The organism is Mesorhizobium sp. C268A (genome assembly GCF_040324475.1).
Taxonomy (GTDB): domain Bacteria; phylum Pseudomonadota; class Alphaproteobacteria; order Rhizobiales; family Rhizobiaceae; genus Mesorhizobium.
In genome coordinates this window covers 5,269,156-5,290,193 of sequence record NZ_JAMYVX010000001.1, presented here as the reverse complement: position 1 = coordinate 5,290,193, position 21,038 = coordinate 5,269,156, and the positions used below count along the sequence as shown (strand labels likewise).

Below are 21,038 nucleotides of genomic sequence, written 5' to 3'. Positions count from 1 at the left end.
CCTCTCAGTCAGAGCTGTAATCCTTGCCGTACCACTTGGTGGTCAGTTTCGCGAGGGTACCGTCCTTCTTCATCTCGTCGAGAATGCCGCCGATCTTGGCATTCCACTCGGCATCACCTTTTTCCGCGATCACCACCAGTGGCTCACGGAAGGCATAGCCGCCTTCCAGGACACGCAACGGGTAGCCGTTCTTTATCGCGTTCTGAGCCGTCTGTTCTGGTGCGATGACCGCGTTGAGGCGCACGCCGTCGCCGAGCCTCAAATCGTCGAACGGCAGCATTGAGTCAGCGAAAGTCCTGATCTCACCGGGCTCCAGCTTGTATTCGATGGGCGGCAGGCCGGGAGCATCGATCTCGAGTTGTCTACGGATGAAATCCTCCGACGTGGTGGCGGTCTCGACGCCGATGATCTTGCCGTTCAGGTCGGCGACCGATTTGGCCGGGCTGTCCTTGTGAACCACGTAGACGTAGGGGCTATAATAATAGATGCCTTCGAAATCGATCACCTTGGCCCGCGCTTTGGTCGGCGTCACCGAGCCGACACCCAGATCGTAACGTCCCTGCCAATGGCCGCCCGTCATCGTCGCCCAGTCCGGCGTATCGAAACTGACCTCGACACCGAGGCGCCTTGCGATCTCTTTCGAGACGTCTATGTCGAAGCCGACCAACTGATTGCTGTCGTCCAGGAAACTCTGCGGCGGCCAACCGCTGTTTGTGGCGACCACCATTGCCTTCTTCGAGGTAACCCGGTTGATGGTTTCACCCGCCGAGGCCGCAGACGCGAACGCGAGCGTGGTAGTGGCCAAGGCCAGCCACGCGATCAATTTCCTCACTTGAACCTCCCTCTTCATCGTCATTCAGACATATGCTTCCCAGAGCGCGCTCCCGTAGAGAAACAGCAATTGAGAGCGCGGCATGAGATCGATCTCATATCAGCACACATATCGACGAGGGGATCAAGTCCTTTTTCAAATAGCCAGTTGTCCTCCGGGGGCGCAAAGCATCGGCACCCGCACGGTGCGGCGGAACCCGCGTTTGATGTGACGCGCGTGACTTTCAAGACAGAGGAAACGAAGATCTACTTCAACCTATCACATCATTGCAGATGGGCGGCACAGGATGGCTTGCTGTCTACGAGTTTCCGATGTTCCGGTTAAGCATGGGTGCGCGGCACACCGGCAGCAGCACCAGCAGGATAATGGCGGAATCGACCCAGAGGACCCTGTTCACGCCCATCGTGTCGACGATCTGACTGGTCGCTAGGGTACCCACGGAGATGGCAAGATTGAAAGTGAAGCAGTAGATGGCCGTCGCGGTCTCCGCGCTTTCTGATGCTGCACTCAGCACCCACGTCTGCAGCGTAATGGGCGCCGCGCCATACGCGAAGCCCCACACCAGCAGCAGGATGGTTCCTGTGAGCGGCGTGACCCCGAGCAACGGGAAAAGAGCCAGCGTGGCCCCGAGCCCAATGACGACGCAGGCCAATGTGCGACCGACGGATTTTGCGGCCCAGACGCCTGCGACGGCGTTGCCAATCATTCCGAGAATGCCATACCCCAACAGTAGCCAGCCTATGCTCCCTGCAGTGACGCCCGAGACCTCCAGCAACACCGGGCTCACGAAGGTGTAGGCACCGTAGTGGGCAGCCACCAGCAGTGCGGTCGCAACCACGCCCGCCAGAAGGGCGGGATTGCGCAATTGCGCACGCAGGGCTTTCACCTCCACAGGCTGCGCCGCCTCCAGCTTCGGAAGCACAAGCAGGGCGGCGAGCAGTGTGGCAAAGCTCAGGCCGGCGAGAGACCAGAACGCGCCGCGCCAGCCGACTAGATCACCGATGATCGTGCCGGCCGGCACGCCCAGCACCGCAGCGGCACTTACACCGCCGAAGACAATAGTCATGGCGCGCGGCACGGACGGTCCAGGAACAAGGCGTACTGCGATGCTCCCGGCTATCGCCCAAAAGCCACCGATGGTGATCCCGACGAGCAGCCTGGACGCGAGAAGAACGGGAAAGTTCGTTGCGAGCGCTGAAATCACGCTCGCTGCAGCCATTACCGCGAGCAGGCCCGCCATCAGAATACGCCGGTCGAGCCTCCCCACTGCCAACGGCAAACCGATAGAAGCGAACGCCGCAATTACGCCGGGTATCGTCACCGTGAGACCGCCACTCCCAATAGAGACATTCAACTCGGAAGAAATTGCCGGAATCAGCCCCACAGGGAGTTGCTCCGCAGTGATCATCGAAAAAATACCCAGCGATACAGTGAGCACGGAGAGCCACATGCGAAAAGTGGCTCCCTGTTTCTCCCGAAGGGCTGCTTTGGTCAGAGACATGATCACCTCCAGCCCGCGAGAAGGCACTCGACGCCAACGTTTCGGGCAAACGTTAGAGAGACGGATCGGGCAATTGATCCCGGCCTAGTTTCAGATAATCTGTCCACTGCGGATTGATAATCGAGGGAGATATGGATGGTGAATTCACGAAACGTGAATGAAAGAGGTGATTGCAGTTGGACCGGCTGACCAGCATGACCGTGTTTGCCAACGTCGTCGGTGAAGGCAGCTTCGCTGGAGCGGCCAAGCGGATGCGACTATCGCCAGCGGCCGTGAGCAAGCATGTCCAAATGCTGGAAGAGTGGCTTGGCGCACGCCTTCTCAACCGGACGACCCGGCGCATCAGCCTGACAGAGCTCGGCGCCTCCGTCTACGAGCGCAGTCTGCGCATAATCGAGGATGTCGAGGAAGTTCGTACGAGCGCGGCCGAGAGCAAGACACGTCCGACCGGCTCACTGCGTGTCAGCGCGCCGATCTCCTTCGGCGCGATGCACCTTGGGAGAGTCGTTGCAGAATATCTCGCGGTCTACCCGGAGGTGTCGGTTGAGTTGGTGTTGGACGACCGTGTGGTTGACATCGTGGAAGAGGGCCTGGATGTCGCGGTACGCATCGCTCCACTCACGGTTTCCAATCTGGTTGCTCGCCGAATCGCGCCGTCACGCGAGGTGGTCTGCGCTTCGCGCGATTATCTGGACAGACGCGGGCGTCCCACAAAGCCGTCGGATCTCCACGACCATGATTGTCTGGACTACGCGTTGCGCGCCAGCCGCGGAAAATGGCGGTTCGACGGACCAAAGGGGGAAGTGGCGGTAAAAATCACTGCACGGATGACGGCAACGAACGGGCAGCTCCTGCGCGATGCGGCGCTGGGTGGAGCAGGCATAGTACTTTGCCCCACTTTCCTTGTTGGAGAAGCCATTCGTTCGGGCCAACTGGAGACAGTGATGCCCCAGTTCAAGCCGGTAAGCCGGTCGATCTACGCGATGTACCCGTCAAGAAGGCATCTTTCCGCCAAAGTTCAAAGCTTCGTGACGCTTCTCGCCGCCCACTTTGGTGAGAACCCACCTTGGGACAACTTTGGACCATGACGACTGGAATGTTGAGCCCAGAGGCCGCGCGCACTTGCACGGCCTTACTGTGCATGGGACCAGCACCCAGGGCCAAGGGGCGGTGCATATCGAGCCGTCCAGCACCTTTTCGAGACTGAAGCATCCGCTATTTGCCGACGGTCAGTCGCTGAGGCTCAATCCACCGCCCATCCTAAGCGCCGCCAAAGCGCAAGTTGTAGCATCTGCGGTGTCTCTGGTTCTCTGCGGCCACCGGCGGAACGGGTTGTAAGCAGGCGCGTTCCTCCAGCGTCAAGCTTGGAGAACATACCATGGATGACGAGCTGCGCCTGAAGTTACAAGAGCTGAGCCAAAGCATGCAAACGCGAGCGGCCGAACTTTCGACGCTCGGCGGCAGCGCAGACATAAGTACGGTGATGTCGGGGATCGCCGTCGCTCTGGAGGCGCTACTGGTGATTGCCGAAGAGATGAAAACGCCACGTTCCGGCCCTTCGGTCCTGCCCGACGCTACATGAACATCTCCGATCGTTTGGGAGAGGCTCCAGAGCGAGAGCGCCTACCGCTCACCAGCAAATCGCTCGCCGAGGAACTGGCTTTAATCCACATTCTGGGTTGGAGAGTGGAGAGCGCAATCTACTCGGTGGAGTACTCCAGGTGGGGTGAGCGTCGGCAGAAATGGATTTTGCACTCGACGATGCCTTTTGGGTAATCGGGGACGGCCTTAGGACGGAGGACCATGATGGCTTGGATGGCCGCAATTTGCCCGATTACAGATGAGCAGGCGCTCGTTAATTCGGAGACAGTTGGTGACATCCGGGAGTTTCGCTGTCCGAGTTGCGGCGACTTCAAAATCACGAACTCGGCCACCGCGATGTTCAAAGGCCTATCGGCAGAACAGAAGTTGGAGCGCTTCGAATACGCTAGAGCAATCGCGGGCGACAACGCGATCACAGTGACGACGGAACATGGATCTATCGATACCGAAGATCAATAGAATACCCGCCCGATAAGCCGGTTCCCAGCGCATCTCCTCACTTGCTGCCCTGAGACCATTTGACTGCCGGTCCAGGTAGTGGGCAGTTTGAAGGTAGAAGCTCACGTCAACATGGCCAGACCATTTTTACACTGCCGATCTGCGCGGCCAGCAACGCCTCTCGTGAGGGGCAAGGCATGGGCATCAAACGTCTCGGACCGGTCGGCAGCGTAAGGCTGGTTGCCTATGATCCCCTACCGGCGAATGGAACCAGATCTGCCACAGCGCGTCATAGAAGCAGATCAGGTGCGATTTAACGTAAGGAGTGAAATCGATGATCAGGCTCCTTCTCCTCCTCGCCATTGCACTCGCCTTCGCATGCGGCGGGACGGAGGCGGCCAAGCTGGACCTAGCCGCGGTAAATCAGGCGCAATTCTCCGCCGGCGATCCGAAAGGGCTCGATCCTGCCGTGCTGAAGGCGCAAATTTTTTTGGATCGTGCGCGCTTCTCACCGGGGCTCATCGACGGCCGCCTTGGAGAGAACTTCGCCAAGGCGGTCAAGGCCTTCCAGGCGTCGAACGGACTGGCGCCAGATGGCAAGCTCACCCAGGCGACTTGGGACAAGCTGATGGCAACCTCCACCAGCCCAGCTCTGATCACCTATGAACTGACCCGCAAAGATGTACGCGGCCCCTTCACCAAACGCATTCCGGGGCGCATGGAGAGGATGGCTCGCCTGAGAAGGCTTGGCTATCACGACTCGATCGAGAAGCTGGCGGAGCGCTTCCATGTGAGCGAACCATTGCTCAGGAGGCTAAACCCAGGCACCGGATTCAGGAAAGCTGGAACCACGCTGCTGGTACCAGATGTTGGCCGGGGTGAACCTCCCGCCACCATTGCCGGCGTCGAAGTCGACAAAGGCGCTCATCAGGTGCGCGTGCTCGACCCCTCCAATAAAGCGCTTGCCGTCTACCCTGCCTCGATCGGGAGCGACGAGAAGCCGGCACCAAGTGGGCAGGCAGAGATCCAAAGGGTGGTGCACAACCCGACCTATCACTACGATCCCGATTTTGCATTCAAGGGAGTCAAAACCAAGCGGCCCTTCACCATTGCTGCCGGCCCTAACAATCCCGTGGGATCAATCTGGATCGACCTCTCCATCGAAAGCTACGGCATTCACGGCACGCCCGAACCCGGCAAGATCGGGAAGACCTTCTCTCACGGCTGCATTAGGCTAACGAACTGGGATGCCGAGGACCTCGCCTCAATGGTGCACAAACATATGAAGGTGACTTTCAAGGACGAGTGACGCAAGCCGTCGCATCCCTCGATGGTCGCCGAAACGAGATGTCCGTCTGTGCCCGTGACAATCGCATCTTGCGATCCGCTGGATCCGATCAGCGGATGCTCCGGGTTCGGGGTGTCAGGTCAAGCGGCGCCATTTGCACGGATGGCGGCGAACCAACCACCATGACGGGGGCGCCAGATTGCTCACCACGTTGGCTCTCTACTTCGCGGCTCATACCTTGTTGAGCAGCTTGCATCTCCGGAACGGTGAAAACCGGCACCTCGCCCTTGAAACCCTGGAGCTCAAAGGCGCCCGCCTGGACGACCGGCATCGATGCTCCTGCCGCAAAGCCGGGTCCAAGCACCAGGGGGATGCCCAACTTCTTGGTCGTCGATTCGAGCCGTGCCGCGCGATTCACGGGGGAGCCGATCGCGGTGTAATCGAAGCGCCGTTCGGAGCCGAAATTGCCTACCGAGCAGATGCCGGTCTCGATGGCGACGCCGATTTCGATGGAGCGATGGCCATCCGCGGTGAAGGCGGCGTCTTCGCGCCTCACCCGCTCGATAAGGGCCAGGCCCGCGTCGAGCGCACGCTCACGATGATCGGGTTGATCTAGCGGTGCGTTCCAGAAGGCCAGCACCGCATCGCCCATGAACTTGTCGATGGTGCCGTCGCGCTTGAGGATCTCATCGGTCGCAATGCCGAGGAAATGGTTGACCACCTTGGCGATCTCTTGGGTGTCGAGCTGTTCGCTCATGGTCGTGAAGCCACGTATGTCGCTGATCAAAATGGTGATCTCGCGCTTCTCGCCGGACAGGATTGCCTCGGTGTCCGAGCTTGCGAGGCGCTGCACCACGGAGGGCGACAGATATTGGGAGAACTGTCGCGTCAGGGTGGACCGGCGCTGCTCGCTGCGCCTGTAGAGGACATAGCCTTCGAAGCCCGCAACCATGATGGTTGCAAGCGCCGGCTGCAGCGGGTCATAGAGTGCACCCTGCAGGCTGTACTCGAGAGCGCCGAACACGAACGGCGTGACGGCCAGCAGCGCCAGGGAGAGGGCGCCAAGCACGACACGCCCGGCGAGCACTCCGGAAACCCCGATGAAAACGACGGCACTGAGGAGAAACCAGAGCCGCTCGAGCGTACGCGCGTGCGCTGGCTCTGCCAGGAAGCGCCCGGCAAGCATCTGGCCGATCGCATCGGCGTGGATCTCCGCTCCTGGTCGCGCTGGACTCGTCGGCGTGGGCAGGTACTGCGTCAGGCCCACAGCCGACAGGTCGACAATGGCGATGGCGTCCCGCAGCCGCGGATCGCCATGGCCCGAAAGGATAGTGCTGGCAGACAGGCGAGGCGTGTCGGTGGCGGTTTCCCAGAGGCGGATGCTCCCCTCCGGCTCGAGCGGCACAATGGCGCCTGCCATCCTGAGTGCGTCGAACCCGGCTGCATTCATCCGGGCTGTGTAACCGTCCTGTCCAGCGTAAAGGCGCAGGAGCTCGAGTGCGAAAGACGGCCACAGCTGCGCGCGTTGAGGGGTGTTGCGAAGCCAGAGCAGCGGCACATGGCGCAGTACGCCGTCGGGATCGGGCAAGGTGCGAATCACGCCTAGGCCTGCGGCGGCGTTCGAGAATTCGGCAAGCGACCCGGTAAGACCGGTGAAGCCGGGAAGTGTATCGGGTACTTGCCCGACGATCGACCAGCCGGCTTTGGGTTCTGCTTCTGAAACCGTCGCTTCATTGCCCAGGCTGACGGCAAGCGCCGTTCGATTTTTGGACAGCGCCGCTGCCAGGCGCTTGTCTCCGGCCATGCCCTCAGGCGAGGTGTCAGCCTCGGGGAGTACCAGCGCAAGCCCGACCACCGCCGCGCCGGATTGCGTGATGCCATCGACCAGATCGGCCAAGAGGCCACGGTTCCAGGGCCATCGCCCATGTGCCTTGAGGCTGTCGTCGTCTATCGAGACGATCACGACAGGATTGCTCGTCGCCTGGCGTGGGGCGAGAAACTGATAAAAGTCGTACGTCCGCTCACGCAGGCGCGACAACGGCCCGTCAAAAGCCAAATGGCAAGCGAGCAGCAGGAGCACGACCAAAAGGCCGGATATTTTGCGCCTGCCGGCTTGCCGCCAATCAGCCCAGCGCCTACCGACCGAGTGGCTCATCTCGTGCAGCCAGGCCTAATCGCAGTTGTAGTAGTAGCAGCAACCCTCACCCTCACACTCGCCCCGCCGGCCCCCGCTGCCCGCAGGTGGCGTTGGGCTGTCAGGGAATTCCATGACCACTCCTGGCAGTGCGCCGTCCCTGGACCCGCAGACTTTGAGCGAGGAGCCTAGAGCCGACGCACAAATTGCGCTTACGTCCAACCCAGGACCCGGTGCGCCCGGCAGGCCGGTTCCCGCTATCCGGTCGATACTGTCCAAGATCGGGAAGGCGTCGATGCCGCCGTAGCCGGCCAGAAGCTTGCCATCGTCCGACGTGCAGGCGTAGCCCGGGTTCGTGATGACCAGCCGTTTGCCATTGATCGTGCAGGTCATGCGGCCGGCGCGCAATATGCCGACGGTCTGGCCGGCTGCCACCAGCACTTCGATGATGCCGCCTCTCGCTCCGAGCACCATGTGCGGCGTCGCAACCTGCATGACGCCCCCTTTCGAAACCTGGCCGCCATAAAAACGGGCCAGGCCGCTGTTCATCCCGATGTCGATCTTTCCCGACCCGGAGCCCGGATTGTAGACGAACTCATCGATCGTCAGGCTGGTGTTTGGACCAATTTTGGCGCTCGATTCATCCCGGAACACCAGCATTCCGAGACCGGTGGGATTGCTGCGCAACTGGTCGCCGAGTTCGACGCCGGCGCCAACGTTCATCGTCCCGCCGTTATTGCGGACGATGATGGTCTGATAGGCCGTCATCGACCCGACCGTCTCAGCAGCGGATGGTGCCGCGAAGGCGAGGCAGGCGACAAAAATGACGATCTGAAGATACCTCATCGCGGCCTCTTTCAATTGAGCGTCAACGTATAGCTCATGAGCATTTCGAACGATTTTCGGTCGCGGTTGGCGAGGGCGAAGTTGGTTTTGCGATAGGCGAGATCGACGCTGATCTTCTGCGCTTCCGTCAGCTGAAAATCGCTTTCCGAGGCAATGCGCCAGAAGTCGCTCTTGATATTTGTGCCGATGCCGACGGACAGATCGGGAGTGTCGCTGTGGCCGGCCGATAAGGCGATCTGGTGCGACCATGCGAAAAGATCCGGTACGTTCATCAACAGTCCGCCATAGCGGACCTCGCCCGTATAGCTGCGGCTGATTTCGCCCGATCCGGAAGCGAAGTCATTCGAGCCGACAAAGCGCAAGCCGAGCGCCTGGCCATTGCGGAAGCGGTAGCTGCCGCCTGCCTCATAGAAGACCCTGCTATCCGCGAAAATGCCTTGCGAGGCGCTTAGATCGATGTAGCCGCCACCGGCGAAGAGCGTCGTCTCGACCGTCGGGCGAACGACGAAACGTCCACTGAGGCCGATACCGGTTTCGTAAATGTCGCTGTCGAAACGATCCGTAACGGTGAACGCGGAAAGCAGCAGGCGCAGCGAATCGATCCCGCTGTTGGGCAGTCCCTTGTCCCAGGTAATCGCTGCGTTGCCGTGGATAAAAGTCTTCTCGCCACCCGGAACCGACAGGTCTTCCGTGAAAAGACGCTCAGTCGCGGTCAACGACCCCGAAAGAACGAGCGCGTCGGCACTTGGCGTGCCGAGGTCCCACCGCACAAAACCTTCCGCCTGCCCGTAAGGCGAGACGAAGCTGTCGTCGTCCTGCGCCCCGCCTGGCTCAAAATCGGTGAATGCGCTGAATACGCCGCCGGTCAGGGCGAGTTCCCAGGTGACGCCACGCAACGCGCGCTCGATGCGGGCGAGCAGGCGAACAGCTTCCTGTTGCTCACTTGCGGTCAGACCTCCGACTTCGATGCCGTACTGCACCTGCCGCCGGGCCAATTCATAGGACCCGACATGATAATACAACCGGCTGGCCGCAAGCCGGGCGCGCGCATCGCGCGGGTATTGGATCAGATACTGCTCGATCGAGGAGATCGCCTGATCGTATTGCCCAGCATTGACCGCAACCGTGACGAATTGGGCGAGCGTTCCATTGTCGGCCGGACTGGCGATGCGGGCCGCAAACGCATCGTCATAGGCCCCAAAAAGACCTTGTGCGCCGGCCGGCAACACGCCGGCACAAAGCAGCGCTGCGGCGACGCCGAAGATCGTTCGAAACGAAGATTGCATGCCGAGAACCCACCCCAAACCCGACTAGTGCGAGGGATTTAGCACGACTGCAAGAAAAAGGCGACTGAACGGTCGCCGGACTTATGCGAGTCCTCAGCAGCTGTTGCCGCTGCGCAACAAGATCTCGGGTTTATTCCTATTCCGGCTGCGCTGATTGTCAAAAACTCTTCTCAACATTGCTGCACGTGATTGAAGTATTTGGCCCAAGGCTTAACAAACTCAAATCTCATCAGTAGTGGATCGCCCAGCCGAGAAGATTAATATTGGGTGGGCGATTCTGCGTATCTGGTCACCAGGCTTTAAGGTGACCCACGGCTTCTCCAAAGGCCTTACGTCGCGTTTCGCAAGGGGCCGGAGAGCTGCCGAAAGGTGTTCTCACGACGCGTGTGCGATTCGGCCTGGGTCTTGCAATTTCTTTAAACGCGACGAGGTCAGCTTGTTGCCTCCGACTCCAGGGGACGGGTCAGCGGACGCAGCTTGCTAGAGCACGAGCATGGTTGCCAGCCCCAGCATCAGGCCCATGCCTACAATATCGGTCACGGTGGTGAGGAAGATCGCCGAGGCGACCGCCGGATCGGCGCCTACCCGGCGCAGGCTCAACGGGATCAGCACGCCGGAGATGCCGGACATGAGGCACGATCCGGACATGGCAAGCAGGATCACAAGTGCCAGCATCGGCGCCTGCGCCGCCGACGCCGGTTGCCTCGAGGCATAGAACCACATCGCCGCAGCCGCAACAACGCCGACGAGCGCGCCGTTGGCGGCCGCGAGCGCGCCCTCTCTCATCACCAAGTGCAGCTTCGGTCGTTTGTCCACATCCCCCAGGGCAAGGCCACGCAGCGTCATAGCCAGTGCCTGGCAGCCGGTGTTTCCGCTCTGCCCGGCCAAGACTGGGAGAAACGCCGCCAGAGCGACGATCTTCTCGATCGTGCCTGTGAACGAACTGACCACGAATGCGGCCATGAAGGCCGTCAGGAGATTCAACTGCAGCCACGGATGACGCTTCAGGAAGGCTGAAAACAGCGGCGTAAAAGAGCGCTCCTCCTTCTGGAGGCCTACCATCTGTCCAGACTGGGCGGAAATCTCGATGATTTGCTGCTCGAACAATCGCCAGCCGCGAACCTGCCCGAGCAGCCGGTTCTCCGCATCCACCACCGGATAGACAGGATAGTGACGCCGTACCGCCGCCTTGCATGCGTTACTCAAAGAGAGACCGACATCAAGAGCGAACGGCCTGGGCAGCATGATGTGATCGACAATCGCGTCGGGTTCGCTCAGCATCAGATCGCGCAGGACCGCCAGGCCAACCAGTTTATTGCCCTTGTCCGTGACGTAGAGATAAGTGAGCTCGGTCGGCACCTGGGCGCCTCTGACAGCTTCCACCGCGGCAGCAACCGTCGTCCCGACAGGAACGCTGGCGGGGATCGGGTCCATCACCTCGACGAGCGACTCGGGGATCGCGAAACCCATGTCACCATCATGAGAGCTGATGGGCCGCATATGCAGTGGCAAATGCTCGGCCACCTTACGGGCGTGCCCGTCAGGCAACAGCTTTAGTGTGTCGCGGATGAACTCGGGAGACTCTCTAGCGAGCAATTCAGCTGCGTCATCAGGTGCTCGAGCACGCAGCGTGCGCACCAACTTCTGAACGCCGGTCTCTTCGTTCATATGATATGGCCCCCCAATTGAAAGTGAAAAAGTTGTGAAGTATCGGATCGCACCGGGGCGGAAATACGACAGCTTCTTCCGGCCCCAGCAGTCCGCCTTGTGGTTCTCGCAACCGCCGCCTGCACGCTCCTAGCTTGAGAAGACAAAGCAGACGTCTACATTTTGGGCGTGCCCTCGTCAGGTCAGCATGCGAGTGTCCGCGCTATTTCCCTCGCTTTTCAACCTTTAGATTTGGGAGGTCGGGTCGCTTGGATACCACACCGGCCTCCTTCAAGGCGGTGTATCCAACCTTTTTGAGGAGCTTCTCTGTTTTGGCGCGCTCCTTGTCCAGAGCGGTATCACCTTTGACCTTGGGCATCCGTCCTCCATTTGGTCGTTGTCGTTCGCCGGTAAATGAGATTGCCGGAAATGTCCCGCAGTGTCGTGCTTTGACCCCCGGCCGAGGACTGAATTGAGGCGCTTTGCCGCCCGGCAGCCTTTGGCGGGAAGCGGACGGGCGGGCTATTCCTGCTGGAATTGACAGGGCCAATTTTCTGGCCTCGTCATGCCAGAAGGCAACTCGGTCCGGGCGTCCCCGCAAGCCATGTTGAGCTGCCACTGGGACAGACCCGCCGAATTGGATAGATCGAGGCCTTCGATACGGGTCAGAAAGAAAAAAGCGCCCTCAAAGTCTATCGGTGCGGTGAACTTCGCTCCTCGGAAGTCCGCCCGCGCGAGATTGGCAAACGAAAAGTGGCTGCCGCTGATATCGGCGTCATGGAACTGTGCACGCCCCAATTCCGCCTTTGTGAAGTCAACATTGACCAGATTGGCGTCCTGGAAATTCGAGCGCTGCACTTCCGCGCCCGTAAACACGGCGCCCTGCGCGTCCATATGGCTGAAGTCGGTCCTGTACGCCTCGATTTTGTCGAACCGGGCGCCTTTGGCGGTCGAGCCGGCCAGGGAAGCGCGCACAAGCGTTGCCTTCTCAAAATTTGCCGCAAGGAGATTGCTGTTCCTGAGGTCGGTCGAAGTGAAATCAACACCGAACAGGTTTGCCCCGCTCAGGTCCTGTCCTTCCAGGATGAGAAGCTTTTTGTCACACTCCTGCCAATTGACGCCAGGCGTCGCGGCTGCGTAGCAATCTTGAGCGGCGGTGGCGTTTTGCCAAGCCAATACAGTGCAAACCGCCAGAACCAAGCCGGATCCGCCGTAAGCTCTGGTTCGTCTCAAAGTCATTGTTGCTGGACCCCTCTGCTACTCGTCGACAATCAGCCTTACCACATCTGCTGACACTCGAGCCACGGTAACGACCGCCGTCACAGTTGCGCATCAACGATCCGCCGATAGCCAGCAGCAGCTTGCGGAACTCATCGAGAGGTGGGGAAAGGCTTTGACGGCAGAGCGCTTTTTCGCGGATGCGATCACAAAAAAAAGAGTTCGGCGTAAGCCGTGAGTTATTGGTGGGCCCGGAGGGCGAACGGAAATTGTTGATTTTGCTGAATTTGGTTGGCCAAAATCTGAAAGGTTCCCGTGTCATTCCGTATGCTCCCGCGACCCCAAACTGCCGACCATAGCTGACCTCGTTTTGCAAACGTTGGGAGATAGGGTCCAGAACCGCGGAAATGGGGGCGGTTGCAGATCGGCAGCTGTGGCAACAGCGCGCGACCAGCTGACGGTCTAGCGCCTCGATATGGCCGATGAGACTCGGGAAGTAACAAACAAGCGGCAGCTTGCAGGCAGTTGTGATCGGTGGAATGGATTTACGTCGAGGCGCCGGACCAGGACGGGCTCACTTGCCTCGAAGTTCAGCCTGTTGGAATGGCGCGGAGGAACGAGTAGTGGTATCTAACGAGCCGGCGGCCTCGATGTTTGACCGCTCGTCCTGCAACTCTCGTATGTCGTCCCGCAAAGTGGTGGCGCAACTGACCACTTCGTTCCGCATTGTTTAAACAGCGTATGACTCAATTACAGTAAATTTTTTTCTGAGCTGCGAAAAGGCCGACACTAACCGTCAAAAAAATTGCGCTTTTGATTTTAACGGAAAATCGCCGCAAGAAATATTTGGGGTTTCACTAGCTATCGGGATCAATCGAGCGATTTTTGGACCTTGCAGCATTCGATGGCCTACCGAACCGCCTCAAAAAGTACCGTCACCTCTTCGGTTGACCCAGTCGTTGATCGGCCGTCATACGAGCCCTATGCTGGCACGCTGGCCAGTGAAGCAGTCGTCGGCGTTTATTCGCCGGCTCAGGGATTTATGCCCACGCTTCAGGTCGAAGAAAGGCAGGGGTGTCCGTTCCAGGCTCTTGGCAAGCGGGCTAAGATTATCCTGCCGATTGTAGCTGCCAACCAAGATGTTGTCGGTCACCTCGCTGAAAAAGTACACCCAGAAATAGTCAAGCCATCAGGAGCAAATAGGTCATAAGGTGGCCTTGCAGTCCTCCTTCCCGGAGCGGTTTCGCTTGCCTGTTCAAACTCGGACGGCTGTTACTCCAAAACCGCAGTGGGTATTTTATGTGCCATTTTTGCGACATTCTATAGAATTTTGCTTGAATTCAGCGTTTTAGCGGTCACTAAATCAATAAGTGCTCCCATGTTTTGCAAATTTGTGAACAATCACGGTTGAGTTGTAACGCCTGGCAATAATGGCGCAGGGGAACGTTGGGGTGGGGTGAAATGAATACGACATCTATGTCGGCGATAGGCAAGCGCCTCGGCCTGCTGACGACGGTCGCCATATTGAGTTGTGGGAATGCTCACGCGCTCACTCTCCAGGAGGCGATGGCGGTTGCGGTGGAGTCCAACCCCGAAATTGGCCAAGCGATCGAAAACCGCGAAGCAATCGAATTCGAGCTACGCCAAGCGAAGGGACTTTATCTTCCCAGCGTCGATGTCGAGGCGTCGGCGGGGGTTCGTCGTCTCGACAATTCCTCCCGGCGTTCGCTGTCCATAGAGGATGACGCGCTCTATCCGGCGGAAGCCGACGTCGTTGTCACGCAGACGCTTTATGACAGCGGCGCAAGGCGGGCGGAACTGAACCGTCAGGCGTCGCGGGTCGACGGCGCATCGTTCCGGGTGCTGGAACGGTCTGAATTCATTGGACTGTCTGTCGTCCAGGACTATCTCGAATACATGCTGCAGGCTTCGATCGTTTCGGAAGCGAAGAAGAATCTGGGCTTTCACCAGGCAATCCTCGGCGACATCCGGCAAGGTATTGCAGGCGGCGCGTTGAACGAGGCTGATCGCCAGCAGGCCGAGGAGCGGCTGTTCGCTGCCAAGGCACGTATGCAGGAGGCGACCGAAGAACTGGAGGCTTCCAAGATACGGTTCTTCAAGACGGTCGGTAAGCCGCTGACCAACGCGTCAAGGCCAGGCGATGTCTCGAGCGCGCTGCCAAGGTCGCTCGACGACGCGCTAGGGCTGGCGCGACAGAACAATCCGCGCGTCCACATGGCCAACAGCGATATCGACGCCGCCGCCTCCCTGGTGGATGCGGCGCGGGCGAAATTCGGGCCCTCCGTCATCGCCGAAGGCCGCGCCCGCGGCGGCTATGACATCGACGGCGACGATGGCGACGCCAGCGACCTGCAGGCGCGGCTGGTGCTGCGCTGGAACCTCTATCGCGGCGGCATCGACAAAGCCAACGAGCAAGAGCAGGTCCGCCGCACCAGCGAGCAGCGCCTTGTGCTGCACCAGGTTCTGCGCGAGATCGAGGAAGCCGTCCGTACGTCATGGGATCGCCGCTTCCGGCAGGCCGATCTGGCAAAGACATTGAAGCTTCAGGCTGCCGCCAACGAAAGGCTGGTGGCGTCCTATCGCGAGCAGTTCAAGGTCGGACAGCGCTCGCTGCTCGATGTGCTCGACGCGCAGAACACGCGGTTCAACACAGCTACGCTTGCCGACACCGCATCCTACGCGTCGCTTTTCGCGCAGTACCGGCTGCTGGCGGCAACCGGGCAGTTGCTGAAGACCATGAATCTTCAGCCGGCAAAACAGGCCACCGCCTATGCCAAGGCCGAGTTCAATGCGCCTGAAACGGCCGACACCGAAACGTATGCGCGCACGCCGTCGGAGCAGACGAACGATCTGCCTTTCGACATCCTCGCACCGGTAAGAAAGAAGTAGGAAGGTCAAGGACGAACGATAGTCCTGCGGGCCGATCGTGAACCCACAACCCAAAATCCTCTCCCCAAAAGAGGCGTTCAAGGCCTGCTTCTCCGCTGTTGCCGGGTACCTCGGCAGGCCGAGTTCCGAGACCGTGCTGTTTGCCGGCGTGCCGCTGTCAGACACCCGCATCGATATCGACGCCATCCGGCATCTTGCCGAACGCATCGGTCTTGAAATCACGGAATTCAGCCATCGCGACTTTCTTCGCGGACGCATCGACCTTCCCGCCATTCTGTTTCGCGTCAGCCAGTTGCCGGTTGCGCTGCTTGCCCAGACCGAGGACGGTGGATTTACGACCGCTCCCCAGGAAGACGGGCGCACGACAATCAGCAAATCCGAGTTTTCCGGAAGTTATATTAGTGGCGGCGTTTCGTTCTCGATAACCTATGCCAACGCAGTAGAGGCGATGAGCGTCGGTTCGGCGGCCAAGATCGAGCGGCGACATTGGCTGACCGGCACGATGGGGCCGTTCTGGCGCACCTATTCGAAGGTCATCCTGTCGGCGGTATTCATCAATCTGCTGGCTCTTGCCTCACCGATCTTCACCATGAACGTCTACGACAGGATCTTGCCGAACAAGGCGATATCGACGCTCTGGGTGCTGTCGATCGGGATCGGCGCGGTCATTCTGTTCGACCTGCTCTTGAAGACCGCCAGAGCGTCACTGATCGACTATGCCGGGCGCAAGGCCGATCTTCGCATCTCCTATATGCTGTTCGAGAAGGTGCTGAATTCGTCCTTGTCGGCAAGGCCCGGCTCAACCGGCGAATATGCAAATCGGGTGACCCAGTACGAGTTCGTGCGCGAGTTTTTCACGTCGAACACCATCAGCGTCTTCATCGACACAGCCTTCGTCTTCGTCTTTCTTCTTGTCATCTATGCGATAGGCGGTTGGCTGGTCGTCATACCGGCCATTGCCTTTGTCGCCTCGGTGATCGTCGGGCTGATCACGCAACGGCGCATCGGCAAACGCGTTGCCGCTTCTATGAACGAGGCTTCGCAGCGCCAGGCCCTGCTGGTGGAATCCATCTCCACGCTGGAAACGATCAAATCGCTGCGCGCAGAGGCTTACCTTCTGCGAAAATGGGCGGAGCATTCCAAGAACGCATCCAACACGTCCGAGAAGATCAAACAGCTTTCGGCTGCCGCCGGCAACATAACCCAAGCCATCCAGCAGATGGTCACCGTCGCTTTGATCGTGGCCGGCGCCTATGCCTTTTCGGAAGGGCATGTCTCGACCGGCGCCATCATCGGCACCGTCATGCTGGCAGGCCGGGCGGTGGCCCCGCTTGGGCAGATTGCGATCACCTTGTCCAGACTTCGCCAGGCGATGCTGTCCCTGCGAATGGTGAATTCGATCATGGCGCAGCCTGAGGATCGGCCGGACACGGTTGGTTTCGTCAACCGCCCCATTCGCAACGGTGCAATGGCATTCAGGAATGTTGGCTTTGTCTACCCGGGTTCCGAAAACGAAGTGCTGACCGGCCTGAATTTCTCGGTGAAGCCCGGTGAGCGGATTGGCATCATCGGCCGCATAGGCTCGGGAAAGACGACCATGGGGAGGCTGATCGGCAGGCTTTTCCTGCCGACCTCCGGCGAGCTGCTGCTGGACGGGATCGACATCCGCCAATACCACCCATCGGAGGTTCGCGCCGCGGTCGGGATCGTCGCGCAAGCCAACGATCTATTTTCCGGCACCATCAAGGAAAATCTCCTGATGGCGTGCCCGGAGGCGACCGATGAGCAGATCGTCGAGGCGGCCAAGGCTGCCGGCGTCGACGACTTCGTCTCCCGCCATCCGCGAGGCTACGACATGAATGTCGGCGAGCGCGGCACCAATCTCTCGGGCGGTCAGAGGCAGACAATGGCAATTGCCCGCCTGTTGCTGACCAAACCGAAAATCGTGTTCCTGGACGAGCCGTCCGGCTCGATGGATCTGGCTTCCGAGCGCCAGCTGATCAAGCAGCTCAAAGTGGCTTTCGATCGCAACACGACCCTGATCGTATCGACGCACCGCTTCAGCATGCTCGAGCTGGCCGACCGCCTGATCGTCATCGAGCAGGGCAAGATCGTTGCCGATGGACCGAAAGACCAAGTGATACAAGCGCTGCAGAAAACAAGCGCCTGACGAACAGAATTATGCGTGAACACAGCACGTTGGGACGTGGTAAATGCTAGCCAGGGAAGACCGTCCGCCGCTTTTTGCGTCGGCTTCGATATTCATTATCGGAGCGCTTTTTGCGAGTTCGGTGGCCTGGGCATCCTTCGCCGAGGTCGATGAAATCGCACGCGGCGACGGCAAGATCATACCGGCGTCGAAGACCCAGATCATCCAGGCCAGCGAGCCGGGCGTGGTTCAGGAAATCGCCGTGACGATCGGTCAGGTCGTCAAGAAGAATGACCTCATCATTCGTCTCGACAACACCTTCAACACTTCCAGCCTTGGCGAGCAGCAGGCCAAGGCGCGGGCGCTGCAGACGCGCATTGCACGGCTCCAATTCGAACAGACCGGCAGCCTCGAGGGCGCGTTTCCCTGTCCGCCCGAGATCCAGAAGGTGGCGCCGGAAATCTGCGACAACGAGCAGAAGCTGCTAATCGCGCGGCGCGACAACTTCGAAGTCAAACTGTCGGTTCTAAAGTCGCGGCTCGATCAGCGTGAGAAGGAACTCGACGAAGCCAACGCCAATGCCGATCGCCTCACCAAGAACCTGGCCGTCAGCGACCAGGAGGCGAAGCTGGTCGAAGCGATGGTCAAGAAAGGCCTGATGGCGCGAACCGAGCAGCTCCGCGTCGAGCGCGAGCAGACCGAGCTCAATGGTCAGCTGACGCTTGCCGGAGAGACCATCAAGAAAGCCAGGTCTGCCATCACGGAAGCCAAGCTTCAGGTCGACGAACTTGGCCTGCAGCTGCAACAGGAAGCGCTCAGCGATCTGACGCAGGCGCTGGCCGATCTCTCGGTGGTGGACGAGACGATACGCGGTGCCACCGACAAGGTGGCGCGTACCGATATCCGTTCGCCTGTCGATGGTATCGTCAACACGCTTGACATCAATACGGTCGGCGCCTTCGTCCAGCCCGGCGCGGTCGTCGCGGGTATCGTGCCGACGTCCGAGACCCTGCTGGTCGAAGCCCGGGTCTCACCGCGGGACGTCGCCTTCATCCGGCCGGGCCAGGATGCCCTGATCAAGGTGACCGCCTATGACTTCTCGATCTTCGGCGGCATCGAAGGCAAGGTGTCGAACATCACTGCCGACAGCCTTGTCGACCAGAAGACCGGCGAACCGTACTATCAGGTGCGTGTCGCCACCGACAAATCGACCCTGACACGCGACGGCAAGACCTATTCGATCATCCCCGGCATGATCTGTTCGGTCGACATCAAGACCGGACGCAAAACGATTCTCACCTACCTTATGAAGCCGATCAACAAGGCGCGAGAGGAGGCAATGAGTGAGCGATAGCGCGGTCTCCCTTCCTGCCGATCGCGACCGGCTGCTGCCACCGCTGGCGGCAGAGGATTTCGGACTGGAGTTCCGGGTTGTGGCGCGTGGCGGCATGCGCCGCGGCATTCGTCTGGAACGGGCGTTCTGGACATCGCTGAAGCAGATGGCGGAAAGCCGCAAATGCACGATCGGCACACTGATCGAGGAAATTGCAGAGAGCCACGCCAACGCCGGAAACCTGACATCGGCAATTCGCGTAGCCTGCATGCGTGGATTGGCCGACCAAAACCTCACCTTGCAGAGGCTCGCGTCGATCAAGACCATCAGCGCCATTCTCGTCGCCTGTCCCTCGCCGGCCTTTGCCCTGGCATCGTCGAAGAAGATCCTGACCTTCAATGCGCCGTTCCAGCAACTGGTGCGGCGGCAATTGCCGGTGGCGCCGAACGAGGACGCGCGCCAGGATCTCAAGCTGGCGCTGGACCTCAATGTCGCCGACATATTCGCCAGGCTCGACGCCAATGGCGAGACGCCGGTCGCGACCGGTTTCGTCATAGGCGCCGGCGACCGCCGCTACCGCGGTCAACTGAGCGCGGTGCGGGCGCCGGTGGTCGAGCCGGAACTGCTGATGGCGTTCGTCTTCGGCGGCTAGAGCAATTCCGGGAAAAGTGTGAGCGGTTTCCGTGGAAAATTGCGTCAAACAAGAGATAGAGCGCTCAAGACTCTCTGGTGGGAGCTTACGGCTGCACACCTTCACCAGGCGCGACCGTCGAAAGGCCGCCCTTGATATCGGCTATTTGAGCAGAACCGGTCTTCGCGCCATGGATCCACGCGCGATCCGTGCTGAACGAATAGAGCGGTACGTAGGTCGGCAGGTCTGTGTCGCGCGAAACGACGTTGCTCAGGCTGTCGAGAATGAAGACGCCGCTGCCGGTGCTGACCGATAGCACGGCATGAAAGAAACCGCGCTTGCGATCCTGCAAGACGACCAGCGACATGCTCTGCGCCGGGATGCCTGCATGCAGCAGCGCGGCCATCTTGAGGATGGCGAAATCCTCGCAGTCCCCTGCCCGCCGCTCAAGGATTTCCGCGGGCTTGGCCCAGTAGTCGAGCCTGCCGTAAACCGCGCTATCCTTCTTGTAGGCGATGGCGCGATTTATACTTGAGTTGACGAAGGACAACTTATCGATGAAGCGCTTGTTCCCGGCTGCCTTGACGATCTCGGCAAAGGCGCTGTTCTTGCGTTCGCACGCGCTGCTCGCGGTACAGTCGACAATTGCCTTGTAGACCGGCGCCCAGCGCGCCGAAACCGGGAAATTGCGCATCGACAGGGCAACAGAACCGAACACGCCGGGAATGATCGCCGCCGTCTGGATCGGGTCGATCCCGGCGGCGGGCGGCGCGATCGAAGAACCACGCTTTTCATCAACGGCAACAGGACCATAGCTGCTGAAAATCATGCCGATCCAGTAGGCTGAAACCGGCTGCCATGGCGGCCGAGCCAGCGAAACGCCGCCGAGACTGGAAGGGGTTTCGACCGCCGCCAGAACTCCAGCGGCAGCGCCGGCATTCACGGTAATTGCTTTCGCGGATGATGGCTGCGGCAGGCTTGTGATCGCCATTGCCAGCAGGATGAGCCTGAGCCCGGTTATTCCCAGGGCAGATTTTTCTTTTTTCATAACGCCCACCTCTTGACTGTGGACGGTATCAATCTTGTCTCAAATTACTGGAAAGGAAGGTGGATAAGCTTCCTTCAATCGGGAACACCCATTTTGTGTAAAGTTTTATTCAAATTTATACTTCTGTTTACCAATCCAGCTCAGCCGGCGGATATCAAACGAAGCGCGGCGCGGC

Annotated in this window: 18 protein-coding genes; 9 read left to right on the top strand and 9 right to left on the bottom strand. The window is 59.8% G+C overall.

Annotated features, from left to right (window positions below; all coding sequences use genetic code 11):
* Positions 1–4: 4 nt before the first annotated feature.
* Positions 5–832, bottom strand: coding sequence for a transporter substrate-binding domain-containing protein (locus tag NKL06_RS25795; RefSeq protein WP_023691453.1), 828 nt, complete (start codon positions 830–832; stop codon positions 5–7).
* Positions 833–1,130: 298 nt separating this feature from the next.
* Positions 1,131–2,333 (bottom strand): MFS transporter, encoded by a 1,203-nt coding sequence (locus NKL06_RS25790; RefSeq protein ID WP_023691454.1) that lies wholly within the window; start codon positions 2,331–2,333, stop codon positions 1,131–1,133.
* A gap of 176 nt (positions 2,334–2,509) precedes the next feature.
* Between NKL06_RS25790 and NKL06_RS25785 the strand changes: the two genes are divergently transcribed.
* The 4 genes from NKL06_RS25785 to NKL06_RS25770 all read left to right on the top strand — a co-directional run bounded on the left by NKL06_RS25785 (position 2,510) and on the right by NKL06_RS25770 (position 5,682).
* Complete coding sequence (locus NKL06_RS25785) at positions 2,510–3,421, top strand: LysR family transcriptional regulator (protein ID WP_023691455.1); 912 nt, start codon at positions 2,510–2,512, stop codon at positions 3,419–3,421.
* A 290-nt stretch (positions 3,422–3,711) separates the two neighbouring features.
* Positions 3,712–3,915, top strand: coding sequence for a hypothetical protein (locus NKL06_RS25780; RefSeq protein WP_023667962.1), 204 nt, complete (start codon positions 3,712–3,714; stop codon positions 3,913–3,915).
* A 224-nt stretch (positions 3,916–4,139) separates the two neighbouring features.
* Complete coding sequence (locus tag NKL06_RS25775; RefSeq protein ID WP_023699977.1) at positions 4,140–4,394, top strand: hypothetical protein; 255 nt, start codon at positions 4,140–4,142, stop codon at positions 4,392–4,394.
* Positions 4,395–4,707: 313 nt separating this feature from the next.
* Positions 4,708–5,682 carry a L,D-transpeptidase family protein gene (locus tag NKL06_RS25770; protein ID WP_023691458.1) on the top strand — a complete coding sequence of 325 codons (975 nt, stop codon included), beginning with the start codon at positions 4,708–4,710 and terminating at the stop codon, positions 5,680–5,682.
* Positions 5,683–5,770: 88 nt separating this feature from the next.
* Here NKL06_RS25770 and NKL06_RS25765 read toward each other — a convergent pair whose 3' ends face one another.
* The 6 genes from NKL06_RS25765 to NKL06_RS25740 all read right to left on the bottom strand — a co-directional run bounded on the left by NKL06_RS25765 (position 5,771) and on the right by NKL06_RS25740 (position 12,813).
* Entirely contained in the window at positions 5,771–7,741 is a 1,971-nt protein-coding gene (locus NKL06_RS25765) for a CHASE2 domain-containing protein (RefSeq protein WP_196815250.1), read from the bottom strand.
* A gap of 90 nt (positions 7,742–7,831) precedes the next feature.
* Complete coding sequence (locus NKL06_RS25760; RefSeq protein WP_023691460.1) at positions 7,832–8,656, bottom strand: FecR family protein; 825 nt, start codon at positions 8,654–8,656, stop codon at positions 7,832–7,834.
* Positions 8,653–9,870 (bottom strand): tetratricopeptide repeat protein, encoded by a 1,218-nt coding sequence (locus NKL06_RS25755; RefSeq protein WP_196814065.1) that lies wholly within the window; start codon positions 9,868–9,870, stop codon positions 8,653–8,655. The genes NKL06_RS25760 and NKL06_RS25755 overlap by 4 nt, the downstream gene beginning before the upstream one ends.
* Before the next feature lie 537 nt (positions 9,871–10,407).
* A complete protein-coding gene (locus NKL06_RS25750) occupies positions 10,408–11,595 on the bottom strand; it encodes a magnesium transporter (protein ID WP_031198439.1) in 1,188 nt (395 codons plus the stop codon).
* A 202-nt stretch (positions 11,596–11,797) separates the two neighbouring features.
* The gene (locus NKL06_RS25745) at positions 11,798–11,953 is read right to left on the bottom strand and encodes a hypothetical protein (RefSeq protein WP_023681074.1); all 156 of its coding nucleotides are present in this window, start codon (positions 11,951–11,953) and stop codon (positions 11,798–11,800) included.
* A gap of 143 nt (positions 11,954–12,096) precedes the next feature.
* On the bottom strand, positions 12,097–12,813 hold the full coding sequence (locus NKL06_RS25740) for a pentapeptide repeat-containing protein (protein WP_023691463.1): 717 nt from the start codon (positions 12,811–12,813) through the stop codon (positions 12,097–12,099).
* A gap of 883 nt (positions 12,814–13,696) precedes the next feature.
* On the opposite strand from NKL06_RS25740, the gene NKL06_RS25735 reads away from it, so the two are divergent.
* The 5 genes from NKL06_RS25735 to NKL06_RS25715 all read left to right on the top strand — a co-directional run bounded on the left by NKL06_RS25735 (position 13,697) and on the right by NKL06_RS25715 (position 19,836).
* Positions 13,697–14,002 (top strand): hypothetical protein, encoded by a 306-nt coding sequence (locus NKL06_RS25735; RefSeq protein WP_155927121.1) that lies wholly within the window; start codon positions 13,697–13,699, stop codon positions 14,000–14,002.
* Positions 14,003–14,253: 251 nt separating this feature from the next.
* A complete protein-coding gene (locus NKL06_RS25730; RefSeq protein WP_023681072.1) occupies positions 14,254–15,702 on the top strand; it encodes a TolC family protein in 1,449 nt (482 codons plus the stop codon).
* Between the two features lie 37 nt (positions 15,703–15,739).
* Positions 15,740–17,872: a type I secretion system permease/ATPase gene (locus NKL06_RS25725; protein WP_023691465.1), complete on the top strand. Its 2,133-nt coding sequence runs from the start codon at positions 15,740–15,742 to the stop codon at positions 17,870–17,872.
* Positions 17,873–17,915: 43 nt separating this feature from the next.
* A complete protein-coding gene (locus NKL06_RS25720) occupies positions 17,916–19,205 on the top strand; it encodes an HlyD family type I secretion periplasmic adaptor subunit (protein WP_023691466.1) in 1,290 nt (429 codons plus the stop codon).
* The gene (locus NKL06_RS25715; protein WP_023681069.1) at positions 19,195–19,836 is read left to right on the top strand and encodes a ribbon-helix-helix domain-containing protein; all 642 of its coding nucleotides are present in this window, start codon (positions 19,195–19,197) and stop codon (positions 19,834–19,836) included. The genes NKL06_RS25720 and NKL06_RS25715 overlap by 11 nt, the downstream gene beginning before the upstream one ends.
* A gap of 85 nt (positions 19,837–19,921) precedes the next feature.
* On the opposite strand, the gene NKL06_RS25710 is transcribed toward NKL06_RS25715, so the two are convergent.
* Positions 19,922–20,863 carry a transglutaminase-like cysteine peptidase gene (locus NKL06_RS25710; RefSeq protein WP_023691467.1) on the bottom strand — a complete coding sequence of 314 codons (942 nt, stop codon included), beginning with the start codon at positions 20,861–20,863 and terminating at the stop codon, positions 19,922–19,924.
* Positions 20,864–21,038: the final 175 nt, after the last annotated feature.

Coding starts and splice junctions, on each gene's coding strand:
- NKL06_RS25735 (WP_155927121.1), top strand. CDS start 13,697: ATGGCCTACCGAACCGCCTCAAAAAGTACCGTCACCTCTTCGGTTGAC.
- NKL06_RS25780 (WP_023667962.1), top strand. CDS start 3,712: ATGGATGACGAGCTGCGCCTGAAGTTACAAGAGCTGAGCCAAAGCATG.
- NKL06_RS25720 (WP_023691466.1), top strand. CDS start 17,916: ATGCTAGCCAGGGAAGACCGTCCGCCGCTTTTTGCGTCGGCTTCGATA.
- NKL06_RS25750 (WP_031198439.1), bottom strand. CDS start 11,595: ATGAACGAAGAGACCGGCGTTCAGAAGTTGGTGCGCACGCTGCGTGCT.
- NKL06_RS25730 (WP_023681072.1), top strand. CDS start 14,254: ATGAATACGACATCTATGTCGGCGATAGGCAAGCGCCTCGGCCTGCTG.
- NKL06_RS25710 (WP_023691467.1), bottom strand. CDS start 20,863: ATGAAAAAAGAAAAATCTGCCCTGGGAATAACCGGGCTCAGGCTCATC.
- NKL06_RS25775 (WP_023699977.1), top strand. CDS start 4,140: ATGGCTTGGATGGCCGCAATTTGCCCGATTACAGATGAGCAGGCGCTC.
- NKL06_RS25790 (WP_023691454.1), bottom strand. CDS start 2,333: ATGTCTCTGACCAAAGCAGCCCTTCGGGAGAAACAGGGAGCCACTTTT.
- NKL06_RS25740 (WP_023691463.1), bottom strand. CDS start 12,813: ATGACTTTGAGACGAACCAGAGCTTACGGCGGATCCGGCTTGGTTCTG.
- NKL06_RS25745 (WP_023681074.1), bottom strand. CDS start 11,953: ATGCCCAAGGTCAAAGGTGATACCGCTCTGGACAAGGAGCGCGCCAAA.
- NKL06_RS25770 (WP_023691458.1), top strand. CDS start 4,708: ATGATCAGGCTCCTTCTCCTCCTCGCCATTGCACTCGCCTTCGCATGC.